This is a genomic window from Hymenobacter glacieicola (genome assembly GCF_014640315.1).
Taxonomy (GTDB): domain Bacteria; phylum Bacteroidota; class Bacteroidia; order Cytophagales; family Hymenobacteraceae; genus Hymenobacter; species Hymenobacter glacieicola.
The window spans coordinates 72,104-94,094 of sequence record NZ_BMGS01000010.1; the positions used below are offsets into that span (position 1 = coordinate 72,104).

A 21,991-nucleotide genomic window follows, 5' to 3' on the forward strand; every position below is an offset into this window, starting at 1 on the left:
CGGGGTAAAACCCAGCGGTAGCTTGATGCCCGTAACTATAGCTGAGCCAGTTCCACCAACTCACGGCCTCTCTTCGCTAAGGAATTTTTAATTTTTAATTCTCAATTGTTCATTCCTTGATCAGCAGCTGTACGCCCTCTTTTCTGCGCTTGTGTGGGCTGCTGATGTGCCTGTGGTGGGCTACTACAACGGCCCAGGCCCAGCAGCGGCCCGGTGCGCCGCCCACTACCCGCCGCTGCATCTGGGTGCGCCTGACTCCCAACCGGGATACGACCGAGTTCAGCCTCCGCGACTCGCTGACGGTAGTGCCGACCTCGGTAAGCGCGGATGGCCGCGCCCTGGCGTACGACGCCCGCACCAACCGCTACCGATTCGTGCGGCCCACTACCCGTTTTCCCGCGCCCGACCCGGGGCAACCCGATATTGTATTGCCCGGCGGCCCCGATTCGGTGCTGGTGTGCTACCGGGTGCTGCCGGTGCAGTTGGCTGCCGCCCGCTACCTACGGCCCGCTCGCCTCATGGACAGCGTGGATTTCTGGCGGCGGCCTTCGGTGATGGGGCTGGAGGATTTTGCGGTGAAGGAGCAGATTCTGAGCACCCCGGGCATCAACAAAACCGGCAACCTCTCGCGGGGTATTTCATTCGGCAACGCCCAGAACGTCTTCGTCAACTCCTCGCTTAACCTGCAGCTGGAAGGCCGCCTCACCGACCAGATTACGCTCACGGCGGCTATTTCCGACCAAAACGTGCCCTTCCAGCCCGAGGGTAACACCCAGCAGCTGCAGGAGTTCGACCGGATTTATATTACGCTCACGCACCCACGCTGGAACCTGACGGCCGGCGACGTAGTGCTGCGCAATAAACCTGATTACTTCCTGCGCTTTTACAAAAACATTCAGGGCGCGGCGCTGGAAACCAACTTCGGCCGCCTGCCAGCCGGTGGGTTTGGGGGGGGGAGCGGGCCCGGGGTCAGCAACCCCCAGCTGTTTCAGTATCCCAACGCCAGCGGCACCAGCACCGGTACCTTTGTAACGGTGCCGCCCACCGTGCCCCCGCCCGCCGGCTCGGGGACTACCCAAAACGGCCTGCCAACCAGCCCGAACAGCCCCATCGGCGTCACGCCCAATGGGGTAGGGCCGAACGGGGTGAGCCAGACGGTGAGCACCGCTACCAATGGCCCGCGGCGCACCGGGTTGCTTGGCTTCAAGCCCGGCGCGGCATTCGCCACTACCTCCGTGGCGGCGGGGGTAGCCAAAGGTAAGTTTGCCAGCATTGATATTGCCCCGCTGGAAAACGTGCAGGGGCCCTACCGCCTACGCGGGCCGAACGGGGAGCAGTTCATCATCATTCTGGCCAACTCTGAGCGGGTGTACCTGGATGGGCGACTGATGGTGCGCGGTTTCGATTTCGACTACGTCATCGACTACAATCAGGCTGAGCTGACGTTTTCGCCCCGCCACCTGATAACCCGCAACTCCCGCATCAAGGTTGATTTCGAGTACTCCGACTTTAACTATGCCCGCTCCCTGCTGCAGGCCAGCCACTACCAGCAGTTGGGCCGCCTGCAGGTACACGCCAACTTCTACCGCGAATCCGACAACCCCGACAACTCCCCCAACCTCAGCCTCAAAGACTCGGAAAAGCGGCTGCTGCGCTCCATCGGCGACAACGTCAGCCAGGCCGTAGTGCCCGGCGTGGACACCGTGGCCTACGATCGGCAGCAGGTGCAGTATCGCCAGGAAACCCAACTAGACCCTGCTACCCAGCAGCCGGTAACGGTGTTCGTGTACCCGCCCCAGGATACCACCCGGGCCGTGTACAATGTACGCTTTACCAACGTGGGGGCGGGCCAGGGCAGCTACAACTTGGGCACCAGCGCGGAAGATGCCCGCGCCAACGGGCGGGTGTACCAGTTTGTAGGCCGGGGGCGGGGCTCCTACGAGCCCATCCGGGTGCTGCCCACGCCCCTGCAAAAGCAAATGATGAGCGTGGGTACCAGCTACCAGCTCGATTCTACGGCCACCGTGTTCGTGGATTTGGCTGCTTCCGACCTGGATTTAAACCGCTTTTCCCCCGAATCGGCGAAGGGGCGAGCCATGCGGGTGGGCTACGTGGTGCAGGACCGGCCAGTGCGCCTGCCCGGCCTGCAGGGCTACAAGCTGCGTAGCGCCTTGGATTACGAGTACACCAGCCGCCGCTTTTCGCCCATCGACCGGTACCGCGACATTGAGTTCGACCGCAACTGGAGCACCTCTAACACCCTTGTTACCAACCAGCAGCAACCCCGCGAAGACAATATTCTGAATGCCTCGGTGGGGGTAGTGAAGGATGCCGATAACGCCCTGGGCTACCGCCTGAGCCGACGCTACCGGGCCGGGGAGGTTAGTGGGGTGCAGCACTGGGTAGATGTGGCCCGGCAGCTGGGGCCGGTGCAGGTGCGCGGCAATCTGTTTCTGCTCAACTCCGAAGCCGGCCGGCGTACCTCGCGCTGGGCCCGGGGCGAGGGCACGGCCCGCTATGTGGGTGGCCCCGTGGTGCCCGGCTACGCCTACCGCTTCGATAAAAACCGGGTGGCTAAGTCTACCGGCGACTCGCTGACCTCAGCCAATTACTTCGACGAGCACGCCCTGTTCCTGCAAAGCCGCGACTCGGCCCGCACCCGCTTCCGCCTCGACTACAGCTACCGCCGCGACCAGACCCCGAACCCCGAGCAAACCCGGCTGCAGGAGCGGGGCCGGGCCCAAACCTGGCAGGGCACGCTCGTCTCGCGCCTCAGCGCCACCCAGGACCTGGCCGTGCTGGCTACCTACCGCGACCTGGCCGCCCGCGACTCAGCGCGGCAGCGCACCGTGCTGGGCAAACTCGACTGGAACGCCAGCTTTTTCCAGCAGTTGCTGCGCTCTGAACTGAGTTACGCCGTAGCCACGGGCCGGGAGCTGAAGCGCGACTATACGTTTCTGGCCGTGCCCAACGGCCAGGGCACGCACTACTACGGCGGCGACGCCAACGGGAACAACCGCCAGGACAAGGATGAATTCTTCGAGGCCCAAACTCCGGATGCGCAGTACCGCACCCACATCAAGGTGTTCCTACCCACCGACGACTACATTCCCGCCTTTACCAACCGCTTCAGTTACCGACTGACCACTAACGCCCCGCGCGGCTGGCGGGAGCTGCCGGGTGTGCGCGGTTTTGTGGGGCGGTTTTCGGCCCTGAGCACCATTACCCTGGACCGCCGCACCACGGAAAATACGCTTTCCTCGCGCCTGAACCCGTTTGCTTTCCAAACCGCCGACTCCTTGCTGCTGAGTTTGAATAAGCTGCTGCGCAACACGCTCTACTTCAACCGGTCCAATCCCATCTTTGGGGCCGAATTCACGGTGCAGCAAACCCAGCAGAAGGTGCTGCTCACTCAGGGCTCTGACACGCGCAACCTGGCCAACCAGACCTTGCTACTGCGCCGGACGCTGGCGCAGTCGTTTACGGGACGCTTCACGGCCTCCCGCAGCATCCGCGAGAACCTCTCGAACTACCTGGAAGCCCGCAATTTCCGGGTATTGCAGTACGAGCTGGCGCCCGAAATCAGCTACCAACCCACCAACGTGCTGCGCCTGACCGGTACCTACCTGCGCACCACCAAACAAAACACCAACGGCCCCGACGAAGATGCGGAAGGTACCTTCGATGAGCTGGGGGTGGAAACCCGCGTCAGCCAAGTCGGTAAGCGCACCCTGTCGGCTACCACCCGCTACGTGCGCGTGGCTTTCGAGGGCGACCAGGGCTCTTTGGTTGGGCTGGAAATCCTGAATGCCCTGCGCCCCGGCAGCAACTTTACCTGGAACCTGAACCTGGAGCAGCGCCTCAGCAACGGCCTCAACGTCACGCTGGCCTACGACGGCCGCAAAGCCAACGGCCTCAACGCCGTGCACACCGGCCGTATGCAGGTGTCGGTGCTGTTTTAAAGGTGAGATGGTGAAATAGTGAAATGGTGAGTTTGCTGTTCGATAGGCGCTATCTGCGCGGGTTGAACAGCAAACTCACCATTTCACTAGCTCACCAGCTCCCTACTTCGCTTCCACCAGCCGCCGGATAGCGGGCACTACGGCCAACTCCGTTTGGCCGGCGGGGGCTTTGGCGGCGTCGAGCTGCTTGAGGGCGTTGGCTTGCCAGGCGGGGGAGGGGGCCTGGCCCTTTTCCAGCATTTTCAGGCGCTCCAGGCCCAGGGTGGCAATGGTTTTTAGACGGACGGAATGCGGTGCGTACTCCTGCAGGCTGGAGTTTTGCTTTAGTAGGGGCTGCAGCAACGCGTCGTTGGCCTGCCAGTATTCCAGCTCATTGCTGAGGTAGGCGACCAGGGCCTTGCCGGGCTGCCCCCGGAAACGGTTGGTGCTGCCGGCGGCGGTACGCCCGTAGGCCAGCAGGCCGTCCACAGCCACGCCAAACTGCCGGGCCTCCTCCGATTCAGCCGGGGCCGCATCCACCAGACGGTTCAAGGGAGTTTGGGTAGTGTACTTGAAGCCCTGAAAGTGACGCTTGTACTCCTTTACTGGCTCCAGCACCTGGGCCAGGGTGCGCAGGGGCGCCACGGCTGTCTGCCGGCCGCCGACCAGGTGGGTCAGGAGCTGCTCCGGGGCCCGGCGGTGCTGCAGCCCCAGGCTTTCCAGCTGCTGGCTCACCAGCCCGAGACGACGGTACATATCGGGTACGTCGCGAACGGTGCTGGCGCTCCAGAGCCGCTCGGCGACGGCCGCGGTGCGGGGCCAGATGCGCGAGTCCACGATGACGGAGTCGGCAAACTCGCTCCACATGGTGGCCTCGCCACCGAGCACCAGCTTTTGCTGCGCGGGCGTTAGGGGAGCATCCTGCGGGAGGGGGTCAGGGGCGTAGTGGGAGGCGGCCGTGAGGTTCAGGTCGATGTAGTAGCCATTGGAAAGCAGGGTGGGGTGGCCACTCTTCGCCGCCTCATAAAGACCCTTTTTGCCGCGCCAGCTCTGAATTACCGCTTCCGGCGCCAGGCCCGGACCCAGAATCTCGTCCCAGCCCACCATGGTTTTCTGGTAGCGGGTCAGCATTTCCAGCACCCGGCGGTTGTAGTAGGTTTGCAGGGCGTGCTTATCGGGCTGGCCTTTAGCATCCACAAAGCCTTGCTGCTTCATGAAGGCCACGATGCGGGGGTTGCGCTTCCACTGCCGCCCGTCATTTTCGTCGCCCCCAATGTGAAAGTATGGGTCCGGAAACAGCTGGGTCATTTCGCTCAGCAAGGAGTCGATAAGGCTGTAGGTGGTTTCCTTGGTGGGGTCCATGGCAATGTTGAGCACGCCCCACTTGCGCGCTACGCCATAGATGGAATCATTGGAGGCTAGGCGGGGGTAGGCCGCCAGCCAAGCCGTGGCGTGACCAGGCATATCAAACTCCGGAATCACTCGAATGCCGCGCCGGGCCGCGTACCGAATCACCTCGCGCACTTGGCTTTGGGTGTAGAACTGGCCCTCGCCGCCTACTGTGTGCAGGCGTGGCAACAGCTTGCTTTCCACCCGGAAGCCCTGGTCATCGGAGAGGTGCCAGTGCAGCACGTTAAGCTTGGTAGCCCACATGCCGTTGAGGTTGCGCTTGAGTACGGAAACAGGCATGAAGTGGCGGGCCGGGTCAATCAGTAGCCCCCGCCACGGAAAACGCGGGGCATCCAGCACATCTACCTCCGGCAGCCACACCATCTTTTTCTCAGCGGTAGCCAACTGCCGCAGCGTGGCTAGTCCGCGCAAAATGCCCAGGTGAGTAGGCGCGTTCAGGGCCACGCCCATGGGCGTCACGCGCAGGGTATACGACTCGTCCTCGCCCAGCTTCAGCAGATCGGCGGGGCGGCTGTACTGCAGCACCAGGCTGGCCGTGGGTAGGGGCGAGGCCTGCCGCCGCGACGCCGCCAGCCCGATGCGGCCGGGCAGCAGCACCGGCAACACCAACTGCTCCACGGCTTCGGTCACGGCAGAATCGGCGGCCTGGGCCGCTGGCGTTTGGGCGGGCGTAAACACCTGCCACGACAAATCCGGCTTGATGGTAAAGCGGCTCGCGCCCCAGGTAGCCTGGGTTGGTACCGGCAGCAACGTGCGGGTATCGGGCGTTTGGGCGGCGAGCGGGTAAGCCAGAAGTAGCAGCAGGTAAAGCAGGAAGGAACGCGTCATCGGGAAAGGAAGAAGGGCAGGAGGGTAGCGCCCCGAAGGTAGCAAGCCCCGGGCCAGAAGTAGCAGGCGCTAGAATGGGTTAGTCTCTACCAAGGCCCGCTGTCGTGAGTTTAACTCACGACAGCGGGCCTTGGTAACTACTCGTCTTGCTGTTAAATCAGCCCGCGGGCCTTGAACTCCAGGTACTTGTTGATGGTGTTTACCGTCAGGTTCTGGGGGGCGGTGAGCAGGGCGTGGATGCCGTAGCGGTTTAGCTCCCGCACAATCTGCCGTTTTTCCTGCGCGAATTTCTCGGCTACCGTTTGGTTGTATACGTCCTGGGTAGTGCTGGTCGGGCCATCGAGATAGGCGCGCAGTTCGGTGTTCTCGAAGAATACAACCAGCAACAGGTGCTCTTTGGCAAGCCGGCGTAGGTAGGGCAATTGGCGCTGCATGCCATAAAGCGTCTCGAAGTTGGTAAACAGAATCAGCAGGCTACGTTGCTTAATCTGGGTCCGGACCGACACGTAAAGCCGTTCATAGTCGGTTTCGAGGTACTTGGTTTTCTGGCGGTAAAGCACTTCCAGCAGCTTGCGCAGGTGGCCGCTGCGGCGGTCGGCAGGCACTAGGGTGCCGGGCTGGTTGGAAAACGTGAGCAGTCCGGCCTTATCGTGCTTGAGCAAGGCAATGTTGCTGACCACCAGCGTGGCATTGATGGCATAGTCCAGCAAACTCAGGCCCTCGAAGGGCATGCGCATCACCCGGCCCTTGTCAATAAGGCAGTACACCTGCTGGGCCCGCTCGTCCTGGTAATGATTGACGACGAGGGCATCGGCCGCGTGCGGGGTAGTAGCGCGACGGGCAGTGGCTTTCCAGTTGATGGCCCGCGGATCGTCGCCGGGTACGTAGGGTCGCACCTGCTCAAACTCCATGCTGTGGCCCACCCGCCGGATGCGCTTCACGCCGGCCTCCGTCAGGCGGTTATGGATGGCCAACAGCTCATACTGGCGCATCTGCAGAAACGATGGGTACACGGGCACTACCTGGCTCTGCTCAAACCGAAACCGCCGCCGCACCAGGCCCAGTGGCGAGGCCACGTACACGTTCAGGGCTCCAAACTCGTACTCCCCGCGCTTGGTGGGCCGCAGCTGGTAGCGGATGATGTTTGTTTCGGCGGGCTGGATGCGGGCCTGAAACAGCACGTCGCGGCGCTGAAACTGGTGCGGAATCTCATCAATGGTTTGCGTGCTGATCGGAAAGCGGTAGCGGTTCTCGACGTAAATAGCCACGCCGTTGTCGGAGCCGTTAGCCAGCTTATCGCCCAGTACCCGCCGCCCAAACGCGCCCCCGCCCGCTGCCGCTGTGCCGTAAAGCAGCACCAGGTCCAACAGCGTCAGTACCACCAGAATGCCCAGCGCCAGCTGCACCGGTAGCAGCCAGCCCGGCAGGAAAAACGCTACCACCAGCCCCGCAATCAGAGCTACCACGAGCAGAAAGAAGCGGCGAGTAAGAAATAAGGACTTCACAATGAGCTGGTTAATTTGTCTCGCACCTCCATCAAGGCAAAGCCCAGTAGATTTTCGCCCTGCCATTGCTCGGGGTTTTCTACGTGGGGTGCATCGGCGGCCAAGCCTATACCCCAGATGGGGTCTACGGGGCTTGCTTCTACCAAAACACGGTCGTTGGTAGCCAGCAGAAATGCGCGTAAATCCGTGTTCTGGCTGAACTTGTGCTGATTGCCTGTTTTAACAATGGCGTATTTCTGCGCTTCCCAGATCAGCGGGTCAAAACCATGAACTTCCCGCCCTAGCTTTTTGGCTTCGGCCGGGCTTTGCACTGCTAATATCCGGGCTAGCGTAGCCACATCGTTAAACAGGCGGGCCTTTTCAGCCATCATCCACTGTTCGGCCGAGCGGTAGGTAAGGCCGTGTACCACGAAATCGGCCAGCCACCACTGGCTAAGGCAGCTTTTCGTGACTTCGCCGTTTCGGGCGGGCTGATTTCCCCAGAAGAACAGGTACTTAACCCGCTGCCCGTGCGCTAGCTGGTCAAGTAGCCAAGTAGTGGAATAGCGCATTTACCGCGGGACTTCAATCTGCTGCAGAATTTGCTTGACGATGTCGTCGGGGGTACCGCCTTCCATTTCGCGCTCCGGGGTAAGCTGTATGCGGTGGCGCAGCACCATGGGGGCCAGATACTGAATGTCTTCGGGCGTCACAAAGTCGCGGCCCCGCAGGGCGGCCAGGGCTTTGGCGCCGTTGAGTAAGGCCAGTGAGGCCCGCGGCGAGGCACCCAGGTAAAGGCCCTTGTGGGCACGCGTCTGGCCCACGAGGCGGGCAATGTATTCGAGGAGCTTGGGCTCCACGTGCTGGCGGCGCACCTGCTCCCGCAGCTGCTGCAAGTCCTCGGCCGATACGACAGCTTGCACGGCTTCCAGGGGTGTGCCCCCAAAACCAGCGTGGTGGCCCTGCAGAATGGCAACCTCCTCTTCCACCGTGGGGTAGCCCACGCTCAGCTTGAACAGGAACCGGTCGAGCTGAGCTTCGGGTAGGCGGTAGGTGCCTTCCTGCTCAATGGGGTTCTGGGTAGCCAGCACCACGAAGGGCGCGGGCATGGGGTAGCGGGTGCCGTCCTGGGTTACCTGCCGCTCCTCCATCACCTCAAACAGCGCCGACTGCGTTTTGGCCGGGGCGCGGTTGATTTCATCAATCAAGACAATGCTGGCGAAAATGGGACCAGGCCGAAACTCAAACTCTGACTTGTTGGGCCGAAATACGGAGGTGCCCAGCACATCGGAAGGCATGAGGTCGGGGGTGAACTGCAGGCGGCTGAAGGGCACGCTCAGGGTGCGCGCCAGTAGCTTGGCGGTAAGCGTTTTGGCTACCCCCGGCACCCCTTCCAATAGCACGTGGCCATCGGCTAGCAGAGCCGTGAGCAGCAGCTCCGCCAAAGCTTGCTGCCCCACAATCACCTTGCCCAACTCCCGCCGAATAGCCTCGGCGTGGCGGCTGAGCTGGCTGAAGTCAGTGCGTGGGGCTTCAAGCCCGGCGGCAGACAGAGCCGCCCTAGTTTCCGCCGTGGGCAGTGGAGAAGCAGTATTTGTAGCGAAAGAATCTGGAGTATTTTCCATCTTACAGAAGTGAGAAACGACGAAAGGCGTAAGCTATAGTTCAATCTGACCCACTATATATAGCAAGCATTTTTGCTTTACAGAATACTAAAACGCATAACGGAATAGTTATAAAATGGCAAAGTGCAATTACTGACCATAATGCAATTTTTAGGCAGCGGCGGTACGAAACTGGTTGATGGCGCGGTTTAGCTCTAGTAATTCTACCTCCGACACCTGCCGGGCCGTTAACACCAAGTTGATCCGCCGTACCAACGCATCCACCTCCGGGCGAGGTAGCCCCGACTTTTGGGCAATTCGCTCCCGGGTGGCCTCGTCCGTCAGGTCCAGGGTGGGCTCGTGGTAACGGGTGCGCAGATATTCCTGGAATAGCCCGATTTTCTTTTCCGCAATTAGGGCGTGGTTGGAGCCTTGGCGGTAAAGCCCCGCCACCGTGCGCGTAAACAGCAGGGTGGTATTGGGCAATGGCTTGAGAATGGGAATGATGCGCTGGCGTCGGCGAGCCTCAAACACCACGAAAAGCACGGCTCCCAGCAACCCCAGCCACAGAGCCCAGCGCAGGGCCTCGTGCTGCTTTATCACTCGCAGCAAGGACTGCTCGCCCAAGGGCCCCTGCTTCTGGTACTCGTCCCAGAAAACGGGACGCCCAGCTGGCAGCCCCGACAGAGCCGCGAAGGCAAAGCCAGCCGTAGCAGGCCGCAGCAGCAGTAGGTTGCTGAAGGCAGCCGGGGTAGTACTCAGCAGCAGGCTTCCCCGGCCCACGGGCACCCACACCAGCACCGGTCGCCGACGCTCATCGTGGGCCAGCACGGTGGCCCGGGACCCTTTGCGGGCCCGGAAATAGGCGGGCACTTCGCTTTGCGGAAACCGGTAGCGCTGGGCCGCGCCCCGGGGCGGGTTTACCAGCGTAAGCGTGGTGGTAGCGCGGCTCAGGCCGTGGTTGCCCTGGGCCCGGCTCAGCAGTAGGCTGTCCAAATCCAGCACCGGTGCAATATCCAGGCGCAAGGTGTCCAGTAGCTGGTCGGTGATGCGCTCAGCGGCAATAAACGCCTGATTACCGCGCCCCAGATACCGCAGCAGCGCATCCCGGTCGAGACGGGAGCACACGAACTGGTCGTTGACAAAAAGGTAGGTAGCGGCCTCCCGGCGCAGGGCGGGGCCGTGGGCTGCCAGGGCTGAGTCACGGTCCACATCATCCCCGAGGGTAGGCAGGAGCTGGTTGGCAATGGGCCGGCGAACAGCGGTAATCGGCTGACCCGGAAAAAGGGTAGGCAACTGATCATACAGCACGTAAGTGCCGTAGGGAATTTTGTCGCGGTTGATGAAGGTAGGCGACCAGTCCGTGGGTTGGGGCCGGAAGTACTCTACCGCAATAAAGGCCGCAAACAGCAGCCCCAAGCCCAGCAGAAAAGCACGAAAACGAGTCATGGCAGGCAACTAAGCTCAGGCCGCAGCGCGGGTAAGGTGGCGAATAAATTCCTGGCGAGCCTGGCGCAGGGCAGGGTAGGCCGGGGCAGTAAGCAGGGCCTCGCCGTACCACACGTACTCAAACTGGCGGGTTAGCTCCTGGAACTCGGTAAACCAGGGTGTATCGCGCAGCTCGCGCAGGTAATCGTGGTTGGTTTTGTCGGGCTGCCACCGGATCAGGCCCCGCTCCGTGAGGTGGCGCAGGCTGAGCAGGTAGCCCAGCCGGACCGCCAGCCGGTAGTTGCCAGTGGCTTCCGCCTCGGCAAGCGCCCCCTCAAAGTCAACGCCGTGAATTTGTTCCCCGGCCGTGTCGTAGGGCAAGGCTACTACTTTGCCCGGGCGCCGAAACAAGCCAGTCAAATCAAGGCGCAGCAACCGTAGCACCACGTAGAGAAAAGCCGCCCCAAAAAGCGCATACACCACGTAGCGCCCGCCGTGCTCGTAACCCGGCCCCGAAAACAGGCCCAGAAACCACTGGACCAGCCGCCACCAAAACCGTGACCAGAGGCTGCTACCACTGCCCGGCTCCGGCGTTTCGGGTTCGGCGTACTGGAATTCGCGCTGCCCGCGCAACTGCCGCAGCCGGGCCGCTTGCGGAACACGTACCGGGCCGACGGGCCGGGTGTCGGCAGGTAGCGTTACAAAACTAGAGCGGGCTGCCGCGGTTGCCAGCGTGTCGGGTGGGGGCGGGGCCAGAACGGGCTTGGGCGGCTGGCTGGCGCGGGCCGCACCTACCATACCGGCCAGCAGCAGCCCGGCCAGGAGCGCCGAGCTGCTGCGTCGCAAGCCCACATAATGCCGGTTAGTATTCACCTTCGTCGTCGGGGCGCAGGGCTTGCGGGGCAGCGGTGGGGGCAGTTTGGCCAATGGAGTCAACCAGCAACCGGGTGCCCTCGCCATCCCGGCGCTCTACCAGGTTAAAGTACTGGAAGCAGATGGCAATCATGATCAGCGGGTAAAATACTAGTGAAATCAGCGTCTGGATGGCGGAATAGACAATTAACAGCACCCGTACGAGGGGCGAAAAATCGGTGGCGCGCCCACTCAGTAGATCCGTAAACGGCAGGCCTACCGTAGATAGGGCCACCAGCACCAGCACCATAATCAGCCACAGCATCAGGAACATAACCATGATCAGGCCAAACGTGGACCACCATTTGCCCCAAACCAACTGGAAGCAGCGCTGAATCGAGCCAAAAAAACCGCGGCCTTCGCGCAGCCACACCACAAAGTATAGGCTCAGTGCTACCATGGCGTAAATCATAAAGAAATAGAGGCTCAGCACAGTAGCAATGCCAACCCAGGCTCCTGCCACCGCTGCCAGCGCAACGCCAACAATGCTCATGACGAAACCAATGAGCATCGTGCCCGCAATAAAAACGAATACGAGCCCTATAAAAGAGCCAATCATGCCCAGGAAGCGGCTTTTCACCAGAGCCCAGACCTCGGCGGGCGTCACCGGCGCGTCGGGGTCAGCTTTACCGGCGCGCAACACCACGTAGCCGTACACCACCAAGTGCAGCACCACGAGCAGCAGCAGGCCGCCCAGCATGGTTATCCAGAGGCTAGGCGAAGTGAAAATGGGCGGGAGAATGTCGCGGGGCAACCCCTGCCGGGCCTGGCGGGCCATGTCGCCGAAAGTGGACAGCATCTGCCCTTGCAGCAGCCCAACCCCGATGCCGGTAACCAAGGCCAAGGGAAGCACCAGCGTGGCTAGTACCCGCCCCAGCGGGGTAGCATGCACGCGAATGAAGTCGAAGGTGGCTTCAATTTTTTGGCTGAAATCCCGCTCGCGCAGAAAATCAGTGGGTTTAGTAAACGCGAGGTGGCGCATGAAAAAAGGTAAAATGGAGGCCAGTAAGCAAGCGGAAAAATGTAGAAAATCAGGCGGCCGGGCGCTGGTGGTGCAGCCACCACGGATACGCCACGAAATAGCCCAGAATAAAAGCCCCCGATACGCCAATAATGCTCAGGCTGGCGTACAGCGGCATTTCGGTATGGCGCGTAACAAAGCCTTCGAGAAAGCCTGCTACCACGAAAATCGGGACCAAACTCAGCACCAGCTTCATGCCGTCGCGGGCCCCGCGCCGCAGGGAGTCGCGGCGGGAATAGGTGCCCGGAAACAGTAGGCTCTGGGCCATGACGGCACCCGCCCCGCCCGCCAGCACAATGGCCGATATTTCCAGGGTGCCGTGAATCCAGATGGTAAGCACCGAGGGCAGCAGCACCCCTTTCTGATAGAAAAAATACTGGAAGGAACCCAGCATCACCCCATTTTTAAATAGCATAACCAGCGTAAGCAACCCACCGGTAATGCCTCCGGCAAAGGCGTAGAGAGCCACTTTCACGTTGTTGAGCGTGATTTGCAGAAACATTACGGTTTCTTCCTCGCCCTTATAAATGGCCATGGGGTCGCCCTTCTCAATGTTGGCCAAGGTCTGGTTCACGTAGTTGTCGCCGAGCACCACGCGCACAAAGGTCTCATCGCGGGCCGCCGACAATGCTCCCATGAAGGTTGCCAGCACGAAAAAGGCTAGCGTACCCAGCAGCACCCGATGGTGGCGGATCAGCAGCTCGGGTAGTTCGTAGCGCCAGAAGTGGCCCAGGCGGTTCGTCTCCTGCTTTTTGTTTTTATAGAGGGCCTGGTGTAGCTTGCCCGTTAAGCTATTGAGGTAGCTGGTGGTAGCCGAGTCCGGATAAAAGGTGCGGGCGTACGACAAGTCGTCGGTCAGCTCCACGTAGCGCCGGGCCAGCTCATCGGGGCCGGCCGGCGGCATTGCCTCGTACTGTTGCCACCGGGCCTGGTTCAGGCGTAAGAATACCGTTTCGCGCATAACTAACATTCTGCCTCCGCGGCAGCTATAAGCCCTGGCCCGCGGGGCGCGCCGGGCTAAATATACAGGATTCAGGCCGCCCTTGGCGGGGCATTTTCTTACTTTATGAGCACGATTCGCATTCACACTACCCAAAACGTTGTTCTGGAATATGAAGCCGCCAGCGTGGGCGACCGGGTAGTAGCCCAGGTGCTGGACTTGCTGGTCATGGGCCTCTGGGCACTGGTAATCGGGTTTCTGATTGAGCAGCTCACTACTTCTTCGGATGAGCAGCGGATTCTGTACTACGTGCTCATCTCGGCGCCCTTGCTGGTGTATCATCCCATTTGCGAGGCTTTTTTCAACGGGCAGAGCCTGGGCAAGCAGCTGCGCCACCTCAAGGTAGCCCGCCTCGATGGCAGCCGCCCCGGCCTCGGCGACTACCTGCTGCGCTGGCTGATTGGGCTAATAGAAATTGGGCTGACCCTGGGCTCCCTGGCTCTGGTAGCTACCCTACTGAACGGCCGGGGCCAGCGCCTGGGCGACCTGGCTGCCGGTACCACCGTAGTCAGCCTGCGCCCGCGTACGCCCGATGTGCAAGCCATTACGGCCGAAACCCAGGTACCACTCGGCTACCAGCCGGTGTTTCAGCAGGCCGCCCTGCTTTCTGACCACGATGTAACGCTGGTGCGCCGGCTGCTGCACCAAGCCACCCGGCGCGACGATTTCGTGCTGCTTAACGAGGTAGCCGGCAAAGTAAAAGGCGTCACCGGCATCCAGACCGACCTGCACGATGAGCCCTTTCTGCGCACCATTCTGCGCGACCATGCCTATTTCGCCGCCCGCGACAGTGCCCACGGCTAACCAGCGCGGAATTCTGAGTAACAGCGCACAAAAAAGAGCCCCGCTACCTTAGGTAGCGGGGCTCTTTTTTGTGGTAGGCGCAGCTTATTGAACTACTACGCGCTGGGTGCCAGCCGACTGGCCATCTACGGTCAAACGCAGGAAGTACACGCCAGGGCGGTGGTTGGCAGGCTTCCAATCCAGCGTGTGGGCGCCGGCATTCAGCGTTCCGGCGGCTTTGCGCTCTACCGTTCGGCCCAAGGCATCAACGAGTGTCAGTTCAGCTTGGCCAGCACGGGGCAGGCGGAAGCTCAACTGCGAAGTAGCGCTTACGGGGTTAGGGTAGAGCGAGAAGCCCGTAGCAACTTCGGCACGACGGGTGCCGGTAGTTACGCCGGCCGCGCCGGCAATGGCAAGGTCGCGCACGGCAATGCCGTTACCAATCAGCATGGGAGCCGTGGCCGCGCCCGAGGTCAGGTTCAGGGAATACAGGCTGGAGTTGGTGGAAGCACCGGTAGCAGCCACCAGGTACGCCGTATTTACGTTTTCAGCCGTGCTGAAAATATCCATGTCCACGTTCGCACCGGCCGTAACCGTTACGCCCGAAGCGCCAACGGTATTCAGGGTGCCATCATTTGGCGGGGCCTGGCGTACCAGCACGTTCAGAACCTCATCATACCCGAAAAGGGTAGTGGTGCGGGGGGTAGCAGTAGTACCAACGCCGCCGGGGTAGCTATTGGTGTAAGCTACCGAGCCAATGGCCGGGGTAGCAGCGGCATTCGCGTCGCCGGTGGCGTAGTTGAGCATCATATCCACCGTAGGAGCGGCAGATGCATCATTGGGGTTGATGCGGAAGTTGGCGCGGTTTACGCCTTCCACCCGAATCCGGTCAACGGTGGGGTTGAAGTCAAACGCCACGCTGCCCGTGCCCAGGGGCAGCGCCAGGGCGCTACCCAAAACGGTGGCTACTCCGGTAGTTGCGTTGATGGTATAGAGCTGGCCGGTTTGCGCCGTGGCGTCGTAGCCCAGGGCGTACAGGGCATTGTTCAGGGGGCGCACATCCATGCCCACAATCGTCTGGGTAGCGGCTACCCCCGTAATGGCCACCGAAGTCCGGATGGTGCCGGGCATGGCGGTGTCGAAGGTAACCAGGTTGTTGTTGCTGGTCAGGGCGTAGGCCAGCTGGCCCGTTACCGCCGGCAGGGTAGCCGGGCGGCTAATCTGGAAGGAAATATCCGTGACGTTAACCAGGGCGCCGGTGCCAATAGCACCAACCGAGGTAGCCGCGCCCGTAGTCAGATCTACCGTGTAGAGAGTGGTAGTGGCGGCCGTGGCACTGGCATTATTGGCTACGGTCAGGTAGGCGGTGTTCGTGCGCGTGGTGGGGTTGAAATAGATATCAAGATCTGACACCTGGGTGGCAGCATTCAGGCTTACACCCAGCGTACCCGCACCAACGGTGTTGAGTGTGCCGTTGTTTGGCGGATTCTGTATAACCAAACGGCCGTTGGCTTCGTCGAGGTTATAAAGGGTAGTACCGGTAGCGCCAATGTAGCTATTGGTGTACGCCGAAGAGCCAATGCCCGGCGTCTGGGCCGCATTGGCGTCAGCGGTGGCGTAGGTCAGTTGCCCGTCGGTGGCGGCCAGCGCGCCGTTGTTGGGGTTCAGCCGGTAGTTGGTGCGGTTGCCGGCCGTAACCCGGATGCGGTCAACGGTAGGGTTAAAATCGAAGCCAATACGGTTAGGGTTAGTACCCAAATCGAGGGTAAGAGCAGCACCTACTGTGGTAGCAGCGCCCGTAGTGGTGTTGATGATGTACAGCTGAGCTACCGTGCCAGTGGGGTTATAACCCAGTGCGAATAGCTCACCCGTGTTCGGGCGGGAATCAATACCTACCAGCGTTTGGCCAGCTGTGATACCCGTGATGGGCAGGGCCGCCGTAAGCGTGCCGGGAGTTGCAATGTCAAAGGAGACTAAGCTGGTTACTGCGGGTGTGCTGGTAACAGACAGACCATAAACTGTTTGGGCTTGCGCAGTACCCACGGTGGCAGCCAGGGCCATAACGCCCAACAGGAAGCCGCCCCGACGGGCTGCCTTCCGGCGAGTAGAATGTGTAAACATGGAATAAGTAGAAGTGGTGAATGAATGAAGGCGTAAGGTGGAAAGCCTATATAGGCTGGTATAGATACGGCGTTGAGCAAATTCTGGCTTTACACCCAGCTGTAATTAATTTGTTTTTAATTCTATTCGCCTAAAAAGCCGGCTTCAGCGCTTAAAAGCCAAAAAGCTATACTCTTAGCAAACAACAAAACGGCCTGTCAATATGCTTGACAGGCCGTTAGAAACAGGAAGTGCTTTGCTGCTGACGGGCAGATGATTAGCCCGCTGCTACCGCTTTACGGCGGCTGGTGCTTTTGGGGGCGCGCTCCTCACCCTGAGCCAGTAGCTCGTCGTCGCGCTCGGTTTTCTTGGCCCAGCTCAGCGAGTACAAGTCTTTGCGCCGGTCGCGGAGGTTGCGCACGGCCCCGCTGGTGTTCAGGTCCTTGAGCAGGTCCAGGTCCAGGTCGGCAATCAGGGTCATTTCCGTATTCGGCGTCGCTTCAGCCACTATGGCGTCGTGAGGGAAGGCAAAATCCGAAGGACTGAATACAGCCGACTGCGAGTACTGAATGTCCATGTTCTCGACGCGGGGCAGGTTGCCCACCGAGCCGGTAATGGCCACGTAGCACTCGTTTTCGATGGCCCGGGCCTGGGCGCACAGGCGCACGCGCTGGTAGGCGTTCTTAGTATCGGTCCAGAAAGGCACGAACAGAATCTTCATGCCCTCATCCGAGAGCATGCGGGAGAGTTCGGGAAACTCTACGTCGTAGCAAATCAGGATGCCGATTTTGCCGAAATCCGTGTCGAAGCAACGCAGCTTATCGCCGCCGCGCATGCCCCAGTAGCTGGCCTCGTCGGGCGTGACGTGCAGCTTGTACTGCTCGTCCACGGTACCGTCGCGGCGGCAGAGGTAGCTCACGTTGTAGAGCTTGCCATCATCATAAAGCGGCATGGAGCCGGCAATGACGTTGATGTTATAGCTCACGGCCAGCTCCATCATCTTGGTTTTGATGGGCTCGGTGAAGGCCGCCATCGAGCGAATAGCCACCGAAGGCGACTCCTCGTTGGTGAGGGCCATCATGGGCGCGTTGAAGAACTCCGGGAACAGCACGCAGTCGGCCTTGTAGCCCGACACAGTGTCCACGAAAAACTCCATCTGCTGGAAGAAGTCCTCCAGGTTTTTGGTGGCCCGCATCTGCCACTGCACAATGCCAATGCGCACGTTCGACTTCTGGTTGCCGATCAGCTTGTCGGATTCCTCGTCGTAGTACACGTTAATCCACTCCAGCAGGGTAGCGTAGGCCTTGGACTCGGAGTCGTAGGGCAGGTACCCGCGGATGATTTTGCGGACGTGAAACTCGTTGGAAAGCTGGAAGGTGAGAATGGGGTCGGTAATTTCCTTGGCCCGTACCATCTCCACGTATTTGGCCGGCGTCATTTCGTTGGCGTAGGCCGCGTAACCCGGAATCCGGCCGCCGGCTACCATGGCGCGCAGGTTCAGGTTTTCGCAGAGTTCCTTGCGGGCGTCGTAGAGGCGGCGGCCCAGGCGCAGGGAGCGGTACTCAGGGTCCACGAACACGTCCACGCCGTAGAGCGTGTCGCCGTCGGGGTTGTGGGTGTTGAACTTGCCGTGGCCGGTAATCTTGGCGTAGGTGTGCCGGTCGCCGAAGTCGGAATACTGCACGATGATGGCCAGGGCCGCGGCCACTACCTGCCCGTTGTCTTCGATGCAAATCTGGCCCTCCGGAAATTTTTTGAGCAGGGCGTTGTACTCGTCCTGCGACCAGGAGCCCTCCATGTTGGAGTACACCTTGTCCATGATTTCCTTCACGGCTTTGAAATCGCCGCGCTTCAGCGTGCGCAGCACCAGCTTGTGGGCCGGAATGGCCGTGGGCGTTAGCAGCTCCGGGTTTTGGGGCATGCCGGGTAAGGTTTGTTTTTTGGCGTGGCTGCCACCAGCCTTGCCGTTTGAACTCGTTGCCATATAACTGTCAGAGGAGAATGTCGGAGGAAGAAGCGCAAAGATACCGCCCGGTTTGCCGAGCGCGGCGCTTGTCTTACGACGGCATAACAAGTTTAGTGGTAAAAAGACTCATTTACGCCCTTGGCAGAAACGCAGCACGGGTTACCGTAGCCCCAACGGAAGGAGGATAAGCGCGGGTAGGATGCCACTACCCCGGCCTTGGCCAACGTTGCTTCGCGTCCCCATCCGCCGGTATCGTCGTACCTTGCCGTATGCTACCGCCCGAAGAACGACGTCTGCAAACCTTGGAGCGCATCTTGCGGGCTCCGGAGGCGTTTCCGCCCACGGCCTGGCTGTGCGCCCCGCCCGATACTACGCGCTGGGCCCCGGAAAGCCCCGCGGCCGTGCTGCTGACCGCCGTAGCAGGCCAAGCCGTACCCGCCCCGCACGGCCTGGCTCGCACCATGTTCATGGATGAAGTGCAGCTGCTCATGGACCGGCTGCTGCGGCAAGTTCCGGGTGCTACCTCAGGGCTGCGGGTACAGATTCTGAGCCGCTATAAAGACCACCACGAGTTTCCCGCCTTAACTGGCCAACCCGACACGCTGGCCTTGTACCTTGCTGAAGCCGTACGAGCCGGTGGCCTCACCCCGCCGGAGGCGCTAAATCACTTCCGTCGCCACTTTTCCCACTTTACCCTGGAAGCCGCCAAGCACATCATGGCCAAGGCGTTTTTCAACTCGCAGTAGGTAAGGGCAGAAGCAGGAAAAGAAAAACCGTCTGGCATCCTGAGCATGGCGAAGGACCTTATCCCGTTAGCAAGACAATCGTTAAGACGACTCGTTCCGGCGTGGCAAGGTTCTTCGCGATGCTCAGGATGACAAACGGTTTTACGTGTTACCGCGCTACCTACACCCCGGTCATTTCCGGTACCTCATCGGGCACGACCAGCTTGCCCGCGGTGGCGGCTTTAATCTGCTCCACCGTTACGCCGGGGGCCCGTTCGCGCAGCACAAAGCCGTCGGGCGTAACATCCAGCACGGCCAGCTCCGTCACAATTTTCTTCACGCAACGCAGGCCCGTAATGGGTAGGGTGCAAGCCGGTAGCAGCTTGCTGGAGCCATCCTTGGCTACGTGCTGCATGGCCACGATGATGTTCTTGGCCGAGGCCACCAGGTCCATGGCGCCGCCCATGCCCTTCACCATTTTGCCCGGAATTTTCCAGTTGGCAATGTCGCCGGTTTCCGAAACTTCCATGGCGCCCAGAATGGTCAGGTCCACGTGCTCGCCACGAATCATGGCGAAGGAGTCGGCGGAGCTGAAGAGGCTGGAGCCGGGTAGGGTAGTTACCGTTTGCTTACCGGCGTTGATCAGGTCGGGGTCTACCTGGTCGTCGGTGGGGAAGGGGCCCATGCCCAGCAACCCGTTTTCCGACTGTAGCTCCACGTTGATGCCTGCCGGAATATAGTTGGCAACCAGCGTGGGAATACCAATGCCGAGGTTGACGTAGGAGTTGTTTTCTACTTCTTGCGCAATGCGCCGGGCAATGCCGTGTTTATCTAACATGGTAAGGAAGTGAAAGGTGATGAAGTGATGAGGTTAAAAAGGACTCAGGGGAAAGGCAGGGTGCAGTTACTGCTTGGTGCCTTTCCCCTCATCACCTCATTACCCCTGCCGGACCGTGCGCTGCTCGATGCGCTTTTCGTAGTTCTGGCCCTGGTAAATGCGCTGCACATAGATGCCGGGCGTGTGAATCTGGTTGGGGTCCAGCTCACCGGCGGGTACCAGCTCTTCTACTTCCGCCACCGTAATTTTGCCGGCCGTGGCCATCATGGGGTTGAAATTCCGGGCCGTGCCTTTGTAGATGAGGTTGCCGGCCGTGTCGCCCTTCCAGGCTTTCACGAAGGCATAATCGGCGTGCAGGGCGGTTTCCAGCAAATACATTTTGCCGTTGAACTCGCGGGCTTCCTTGCCCTGGCCTACCTCCGTGCCGTAGCCGGCCGGGGTGTAAAAGGCCGGAATGCCCGCGCCGCCGGCCCGGCACCGCTCGGCCAGCGTACCCTGCGGAATCAGCTCTACTTCCAGCTCACCCGAGAGCAGCTGGCGCTCAAACTCGGCGTTTTCGCCCACGTAGCTGGAAATCATCTTGCGCACCTGCTTGGTCTGGAGCAGACGGCCAATGCCGAAATCATCGACGCCGGCATTGTTGCTGATGCAGGTGAGGCCTCGCACGCCCAGGCGCAGAATTTCCTGGATAGAGTTTTCGGGGATGCCGCACAGGCCGAAGCCGCCCAGCATCAGGGTCATGCCGTCGGTGAGGCCCCGCAGGGCTTCGGCCGGACCGGCTACTACTTTGTTAATCATAGGGTGGGAAAGTGTTGGGGCAGCAAGATACGGAAGCGGGAGGGTTGGTAAGGCGGGACGAGGTAACAGGAAAAAAGAACGTCATTCCGAACGGAATGAGAAACCTCGCGTGCTGTCAGCCCTATTATTGGCCGACATCAGCACGCGAGATTCCGCACTCCGTTCGGAATGACGTTCCTCCTTGTATGCTGTGGCTACCCCAGTGCCAGCCGGGCCGCCTCGGCATCCTGAGCCAATTGGGCTTTCAGGGCATCGAGGCCGTTGAACTTCTGCTCCTCGCGCAGACGGGCAACAAACTCTACCCTCAGATTCTGGTCGTACAGGTCGCCTTCGAAGCCCAGCAGGTGAGCTTCTACCGTTTGGTCGAGGCCACCGGCCACGGTGGGGCGCACCCCAATGTTGAGCATGGCGGGGTAAGTCACACCGGCCGCCGTGGTGGCGCGCACAGCGTACACGCCCCGGGCCGGAATCAGCTTCAGCGGCTCGGGGCAGACGATATTCGCCGTAGGCCAGCCGATGGTGCGGCCCAGCTGTCGGCCTTTCACGACCAGGCCCGTGAGAGGGTAGGCATAGCCCAGGTAACGGTTGGCCGTCTGCACGTCGCCGGCCTCCAGGGCCCGGCGGATGCGGGTGCTGCTCACGCCCACGGCGTCCACATCCTCGCGCGGAATTTCCTCCACGCTCATGCCGTAGCGGTCAGAGTGCTGACTTAAGTACTCAAAGCCGCCCTCCCGGTTTTTACCGAATCGGTGGTCGTAGCCAATCACCAACGTGCGGGCGCCCACCGTGCGCAGCAGAATGTTCTGGATGTACTGCTCGGAGGTCCAGGCCGCAAACTCGCGGGTGAAGGGGATAATCAGCAGGTAATCAACGCCGAGCTCGGCCAGCTTGGCGCTGCGCTCCTCCAAGGTATTGAGCAGGTAGAGGTCCAGGGGTTCGGGGTGGGAGGGCGGTGGAGCCAGCACTAGGCGGGGGTGGGGCCAGTACGTGATAACCACCGTGGGGCCGCCGGTGTGCTGCCCTACCTCGTGCAGGCGCCGCAGAATTTGCTGGTGCCCCACATGAACCCCGTCGAAGGTGCCGCTGGTAACCACGGCATTGCCAAGGTGCGGAAACTGCGTGGGGTCCTGGATGATGTGCATCAGCGGTAAGA

At 60.9% G+C, this 21,991-nt stretch carries 16 protein-coding genes; 3 read left to right on the forward strand and 13 right to left on the reverse strand.

Annotation, left to right across the window (positions count from 1 at the left end; translation table 11 throughout):
- Nucleotides 1-116 precede the first annotated feature (116 nt).
- Complete coding sequence (locus tag IEW18_RS17500; RefSeq protein WP_188559169.1) at nt 117-3,962, forward strand: DUF8818 domain-containing protein; 3,846 nt, start codon at nt 117-119, stop codon at nt 3,960-3,962.
- A 102-nt stretch (nt 3,963-4,064) separates the two neighbouring features.
- On the opposite strand, the gene IEW18_RS17505 is transcribed toward IEW18_RS17500, so the two are convergent.
- The 8 genes from IEW18_RS17505 to IEW18_RS17540 all read right to left on the reverse strand — a co-directional run bounded on the left by IEW18_RS17505 (nt 4,065) and on the right by IEW18_RS17540 (nt 13,589).
- The gene (locus tag IEW18_RS17505) at nt 4,065-6,179 is read right to left on the reverse strand and encodes a beta-N-acetylhexosaminidase (RefSeq protein WP_188559170.1); all 2,115 of its coding nucleotides are present in this window, start codon (nt 6,177-6,179) and stop codon (nt 4,065-4,067) included.
- 152 nt (nt 6,180-6,331) lie between these two features.
- A complete protein-coding gene (locus IEW18_RS17510; RefSeq protein ID WP_373285748.1) occupies nt 6,332-7,684 on the reverse strand; it encodes a DUF58 domain-containing protein in 1,353 nt (450 codons plus the stop codon).
- Nucleotides 7,681-8,235 carry a riboflavin biosynthesis intermediates N-glycosidase gene (ybiA, locus tag IEW18_RS17515; RefSeq protein ID WP_188559172.1) on the reverse strand — a complete coding sequence of 185 codons (555 nt, stop codon included), beginning with the start codon at nt 8,233-8,235 and terminating at the stop codon, nt 7,681-7,683. The genes IEW18_RS17510 and ybiA overlap by 4 nt, the downstream gene beginning before the upstream one ends.
- Entirely contained in the window at nt 8,236-9,129 is an 894-nt protein-coding gene (locus IEW18_RS17520) for an AAA family ATPase (protein ID WP_229728832.1), read from the reverse strand. It lies immediately after the preceding gene.
- A 309-nt stretch (nt 9,130-9,438) separates the two neighbouring features.
- The gene (locus IEW18_RS17525; RefSeq protein ID WP_188559173.1) at nt 9,439-10,716 is read right to left on the reverse strand and encodes a DUF4350 domain-containing protein; all 1,278 of its coding nucleotides are present in this window, start codon (nt 10,714-10,716) and stop codon (nt 9,439-9,441) included.
- Nucleotides 10,717-10,731: 15 nt separating this feature from the next.
- Complete coding sequence (locus IEW18_RS17530; RefSeq protein WP_188559174.1) at nt 10,732-11,547, reverse strand: DUF4129 domain-containing protein; 816 nt, start codon at nt 11,545-11,547, stop codon at nt 10,732-10,734.
- Nucleotides 11,548-11,557: 10 nt separating this feature from the next.
- Nucleotides 11,558-12,589 (reverse strand): hypothetical protein, encoded by a 1,032-nt coding sequence (locus IEW18_RS17535; RefSeq protein WP_188559175.1) that lies wholly within the window; start codon nt 12,587-12,589, stop codon nt 11,558-11,560.
- Between the two features lie 49 nt (nt 12,590-12,638).
- Nucleotides 12,639-13,589, reverse strand: coding sequence for a stage II sporulation protein M (locus IEW18_RS17540; RefSeq protein WP_188559280.1), 951 nt, complete (start codon nt 13,587-13,589; stop codon nt 12,639-12,641).
- A gap of 105 nt (nt 13,590-13,694) precedes the next feature.
- Between IEW18_RS17540 and IEW18_RS17545 the strand changes: the two genes are divergently transcribed.
- Complete coding sequence (locus IEW18_RS17545; protein ID WP_188559176.1) at nt 13,695-14,432, forward strand: RDD family protein; 738 nt, start codon at nt 13,695-13,697, stop codon at nt 14,430-14,432.
- An 84-nt stretch (nt 14,433-14,516) separates the two neighbouring features.
- Here the strand turns inward: IEW18_RS17545 and IEW18_RS17550 are convergent, their stop codons facing one another.
- The gene (locus tag IEW18_RS17550) at nt 14,517-16,532 is read right to left on the reverse strand and encodes a DUF4394 domain-containing protein (RefSeq protein WP_188559177.1); all 2,016 of its coding nucleotides are present in this window, start codon (nt 16,530-16,532) and stop codon (nt 14,517-14,519) included.
- A 256-nt stretch (nt 16,533-16,788) separates the two neighbouring features.
- Complete coding sequence (locus IEW18_RS17555; RefSeq protein WP_229728833.1) at nt 16,789-18,432, reverse strand: bifunctional GNAT family N-acetyltransferase/carbon-nitrogen hydrolase family protein; 1,644 nt, start codon at nt 18,430-18,432, stop codon at nt 16,789-16,791.
- Between the two features lie 314 nt (nt 18,433-18,746).
- Here IEW18_RS17555 and IEW18_RS17560 point away from each other — a divergent pair, with 314 nt between their 5' ends.
- Nucleotides 18,747-19,223, forward strand: coding sequence for a hypothetical protein (locus IEW18_RS17560; RefSeq protein WP_188559179.1), 477 nt, complete (start codon nt 18,747-18,749; stop codon nt 19,221-19,223).
- Between the two features lie 160 nt (nt 19,224-19,383).
- Here IEW18_RS17560 and IEW18_RS17565 read toward each other — a convergent pair whose 3' ends face one another.
- The 3 genes from IEW18_RS17565 to IEW18_RS17575 all read right to left on the reverse strand — a co-directional run bounded on the left by IEW18_RS17565 (nt 19,384) and on the right by IEW18_RS17575 (nt 21,980).
- Nucleotides 19,384-20,040: a 3-oxoacid CoA-transferase subunit B gene (locus IEW18_RS17565; RefSeq protein ID WP_188559180.1), complete on the reverse strand. Its 657-nt coding sequence runs from the start codon at nt 20,038-20,040 to the stop codon at nt 19,384-19,386.
- 99 nt (nt 20,041-20,139) lie between these two features.
- Nucleotides 20,140-20,838 (reverse strand): CoA transferase subunit A, encoded by a 699-nt coding sequence (locus tag IEW18_RS17570; protein WP_188559181.1) that lies wholly within the window; start codon nt 20,836-20,838, stop codon nt 20,140-20,142.
- Between the two features lie 194 nt (nt 20,839-21,032).
- A complete protein-coding gene (locus tag IEW18_RS17575) occupies nt 21,033-21,980 on the reverse strand; it encodes a bifunctional riboflavin kinase/FAD synthetase (RefSeq protein WP_188559182.1) in 948 nt (315 codons plus the stop codon).
- Between the last annotated feature and the right edge of the window lie 11 nt (nt 21,981-21,991).

Coding starts and splice junctions, on each gene's coding strand:
- IEW18_RS17555 (WP_229728833.1), bottom strand. CDS start 18,432: ATGCCCCAAAACCCGGAGCTGCTAACGCCCACGGCCATTCCGGCCCAC.
- IEW18_RS17525 (WP_188559173.1), bottom strand. CDS start 10,716: ATGACTCGTTTTCGTGCTTTTCTGCTGGGCTTGGGGCTGCTGTTTGCG.
- IEW18_RS17540 (WP_188559280.1), bottom strand. CDS start 13,589: ATGCGCGAAACGGTATTCTTACGCCTGAACCAGGCCCGGTGGCAACAG.
- IEW18_RS17575 (WP_188559182.1), bottom strand. CDS start 21,980: ATGCACATCATCCAGGACCCCACGCAGTTTCCGCACCTTGGCAATGCC.
- IEW18_RS17565 (WP_188559180.1), bottom strand. CDS start 20,040: ATGTTAGATAAACACGGCATTGCCCGGCGCATTGCGCAAGAAGTAGAA.
- IEW18_RS17505 (WP_188559170.1), bottom strand. CDS start 6,179: ATGACGCGTTCCTTCCTGCTTTACCTGCTGCTACTTCTGGCTTACCCG.
- IEW18_RS17560 (WP_188559179.1), top strand. CDS start 18,747: ATGCTACCGCCCGAAGAACGACGTCTGCAAACCTTGGAGCGCATCTTG.
- IEW18_RS17550 (WP_188559177.1), bottom strand. CDS start 16,532: ATGTTTACACATTCTACTCGCCGGAAGGCAGCCCGTCGGGGCGGCTTC.
- IEW18_RS17535 (WP_188559175.1), bottom strand. CDS start 12,589: ATGCGCCACCTCGCGTTTACTAAACCCACTGATTTTCTGCGCGAGCGG.
- ybiA (WP_188559172.1), bottom strand. CDS start 8,235: ATGCGCTATTCCACTACTTGGCTACTTGACCAGCTAGCGCACGGGCAG.
- IEW18_RS17545 (WP_188559176.1), top strand. CDS start 13,695: ATGAGCACGATTCGCATTCACACTACCCAAAACGTTGTTCTGGAATAT.
- IEW18_RS17570 (WP_188559181.1), bottom strand. CDS start 20,838: ATGATTAACAAAGTAGTAGCCGGTCCGGCCGAAGCCCTGCGGGGCCTC.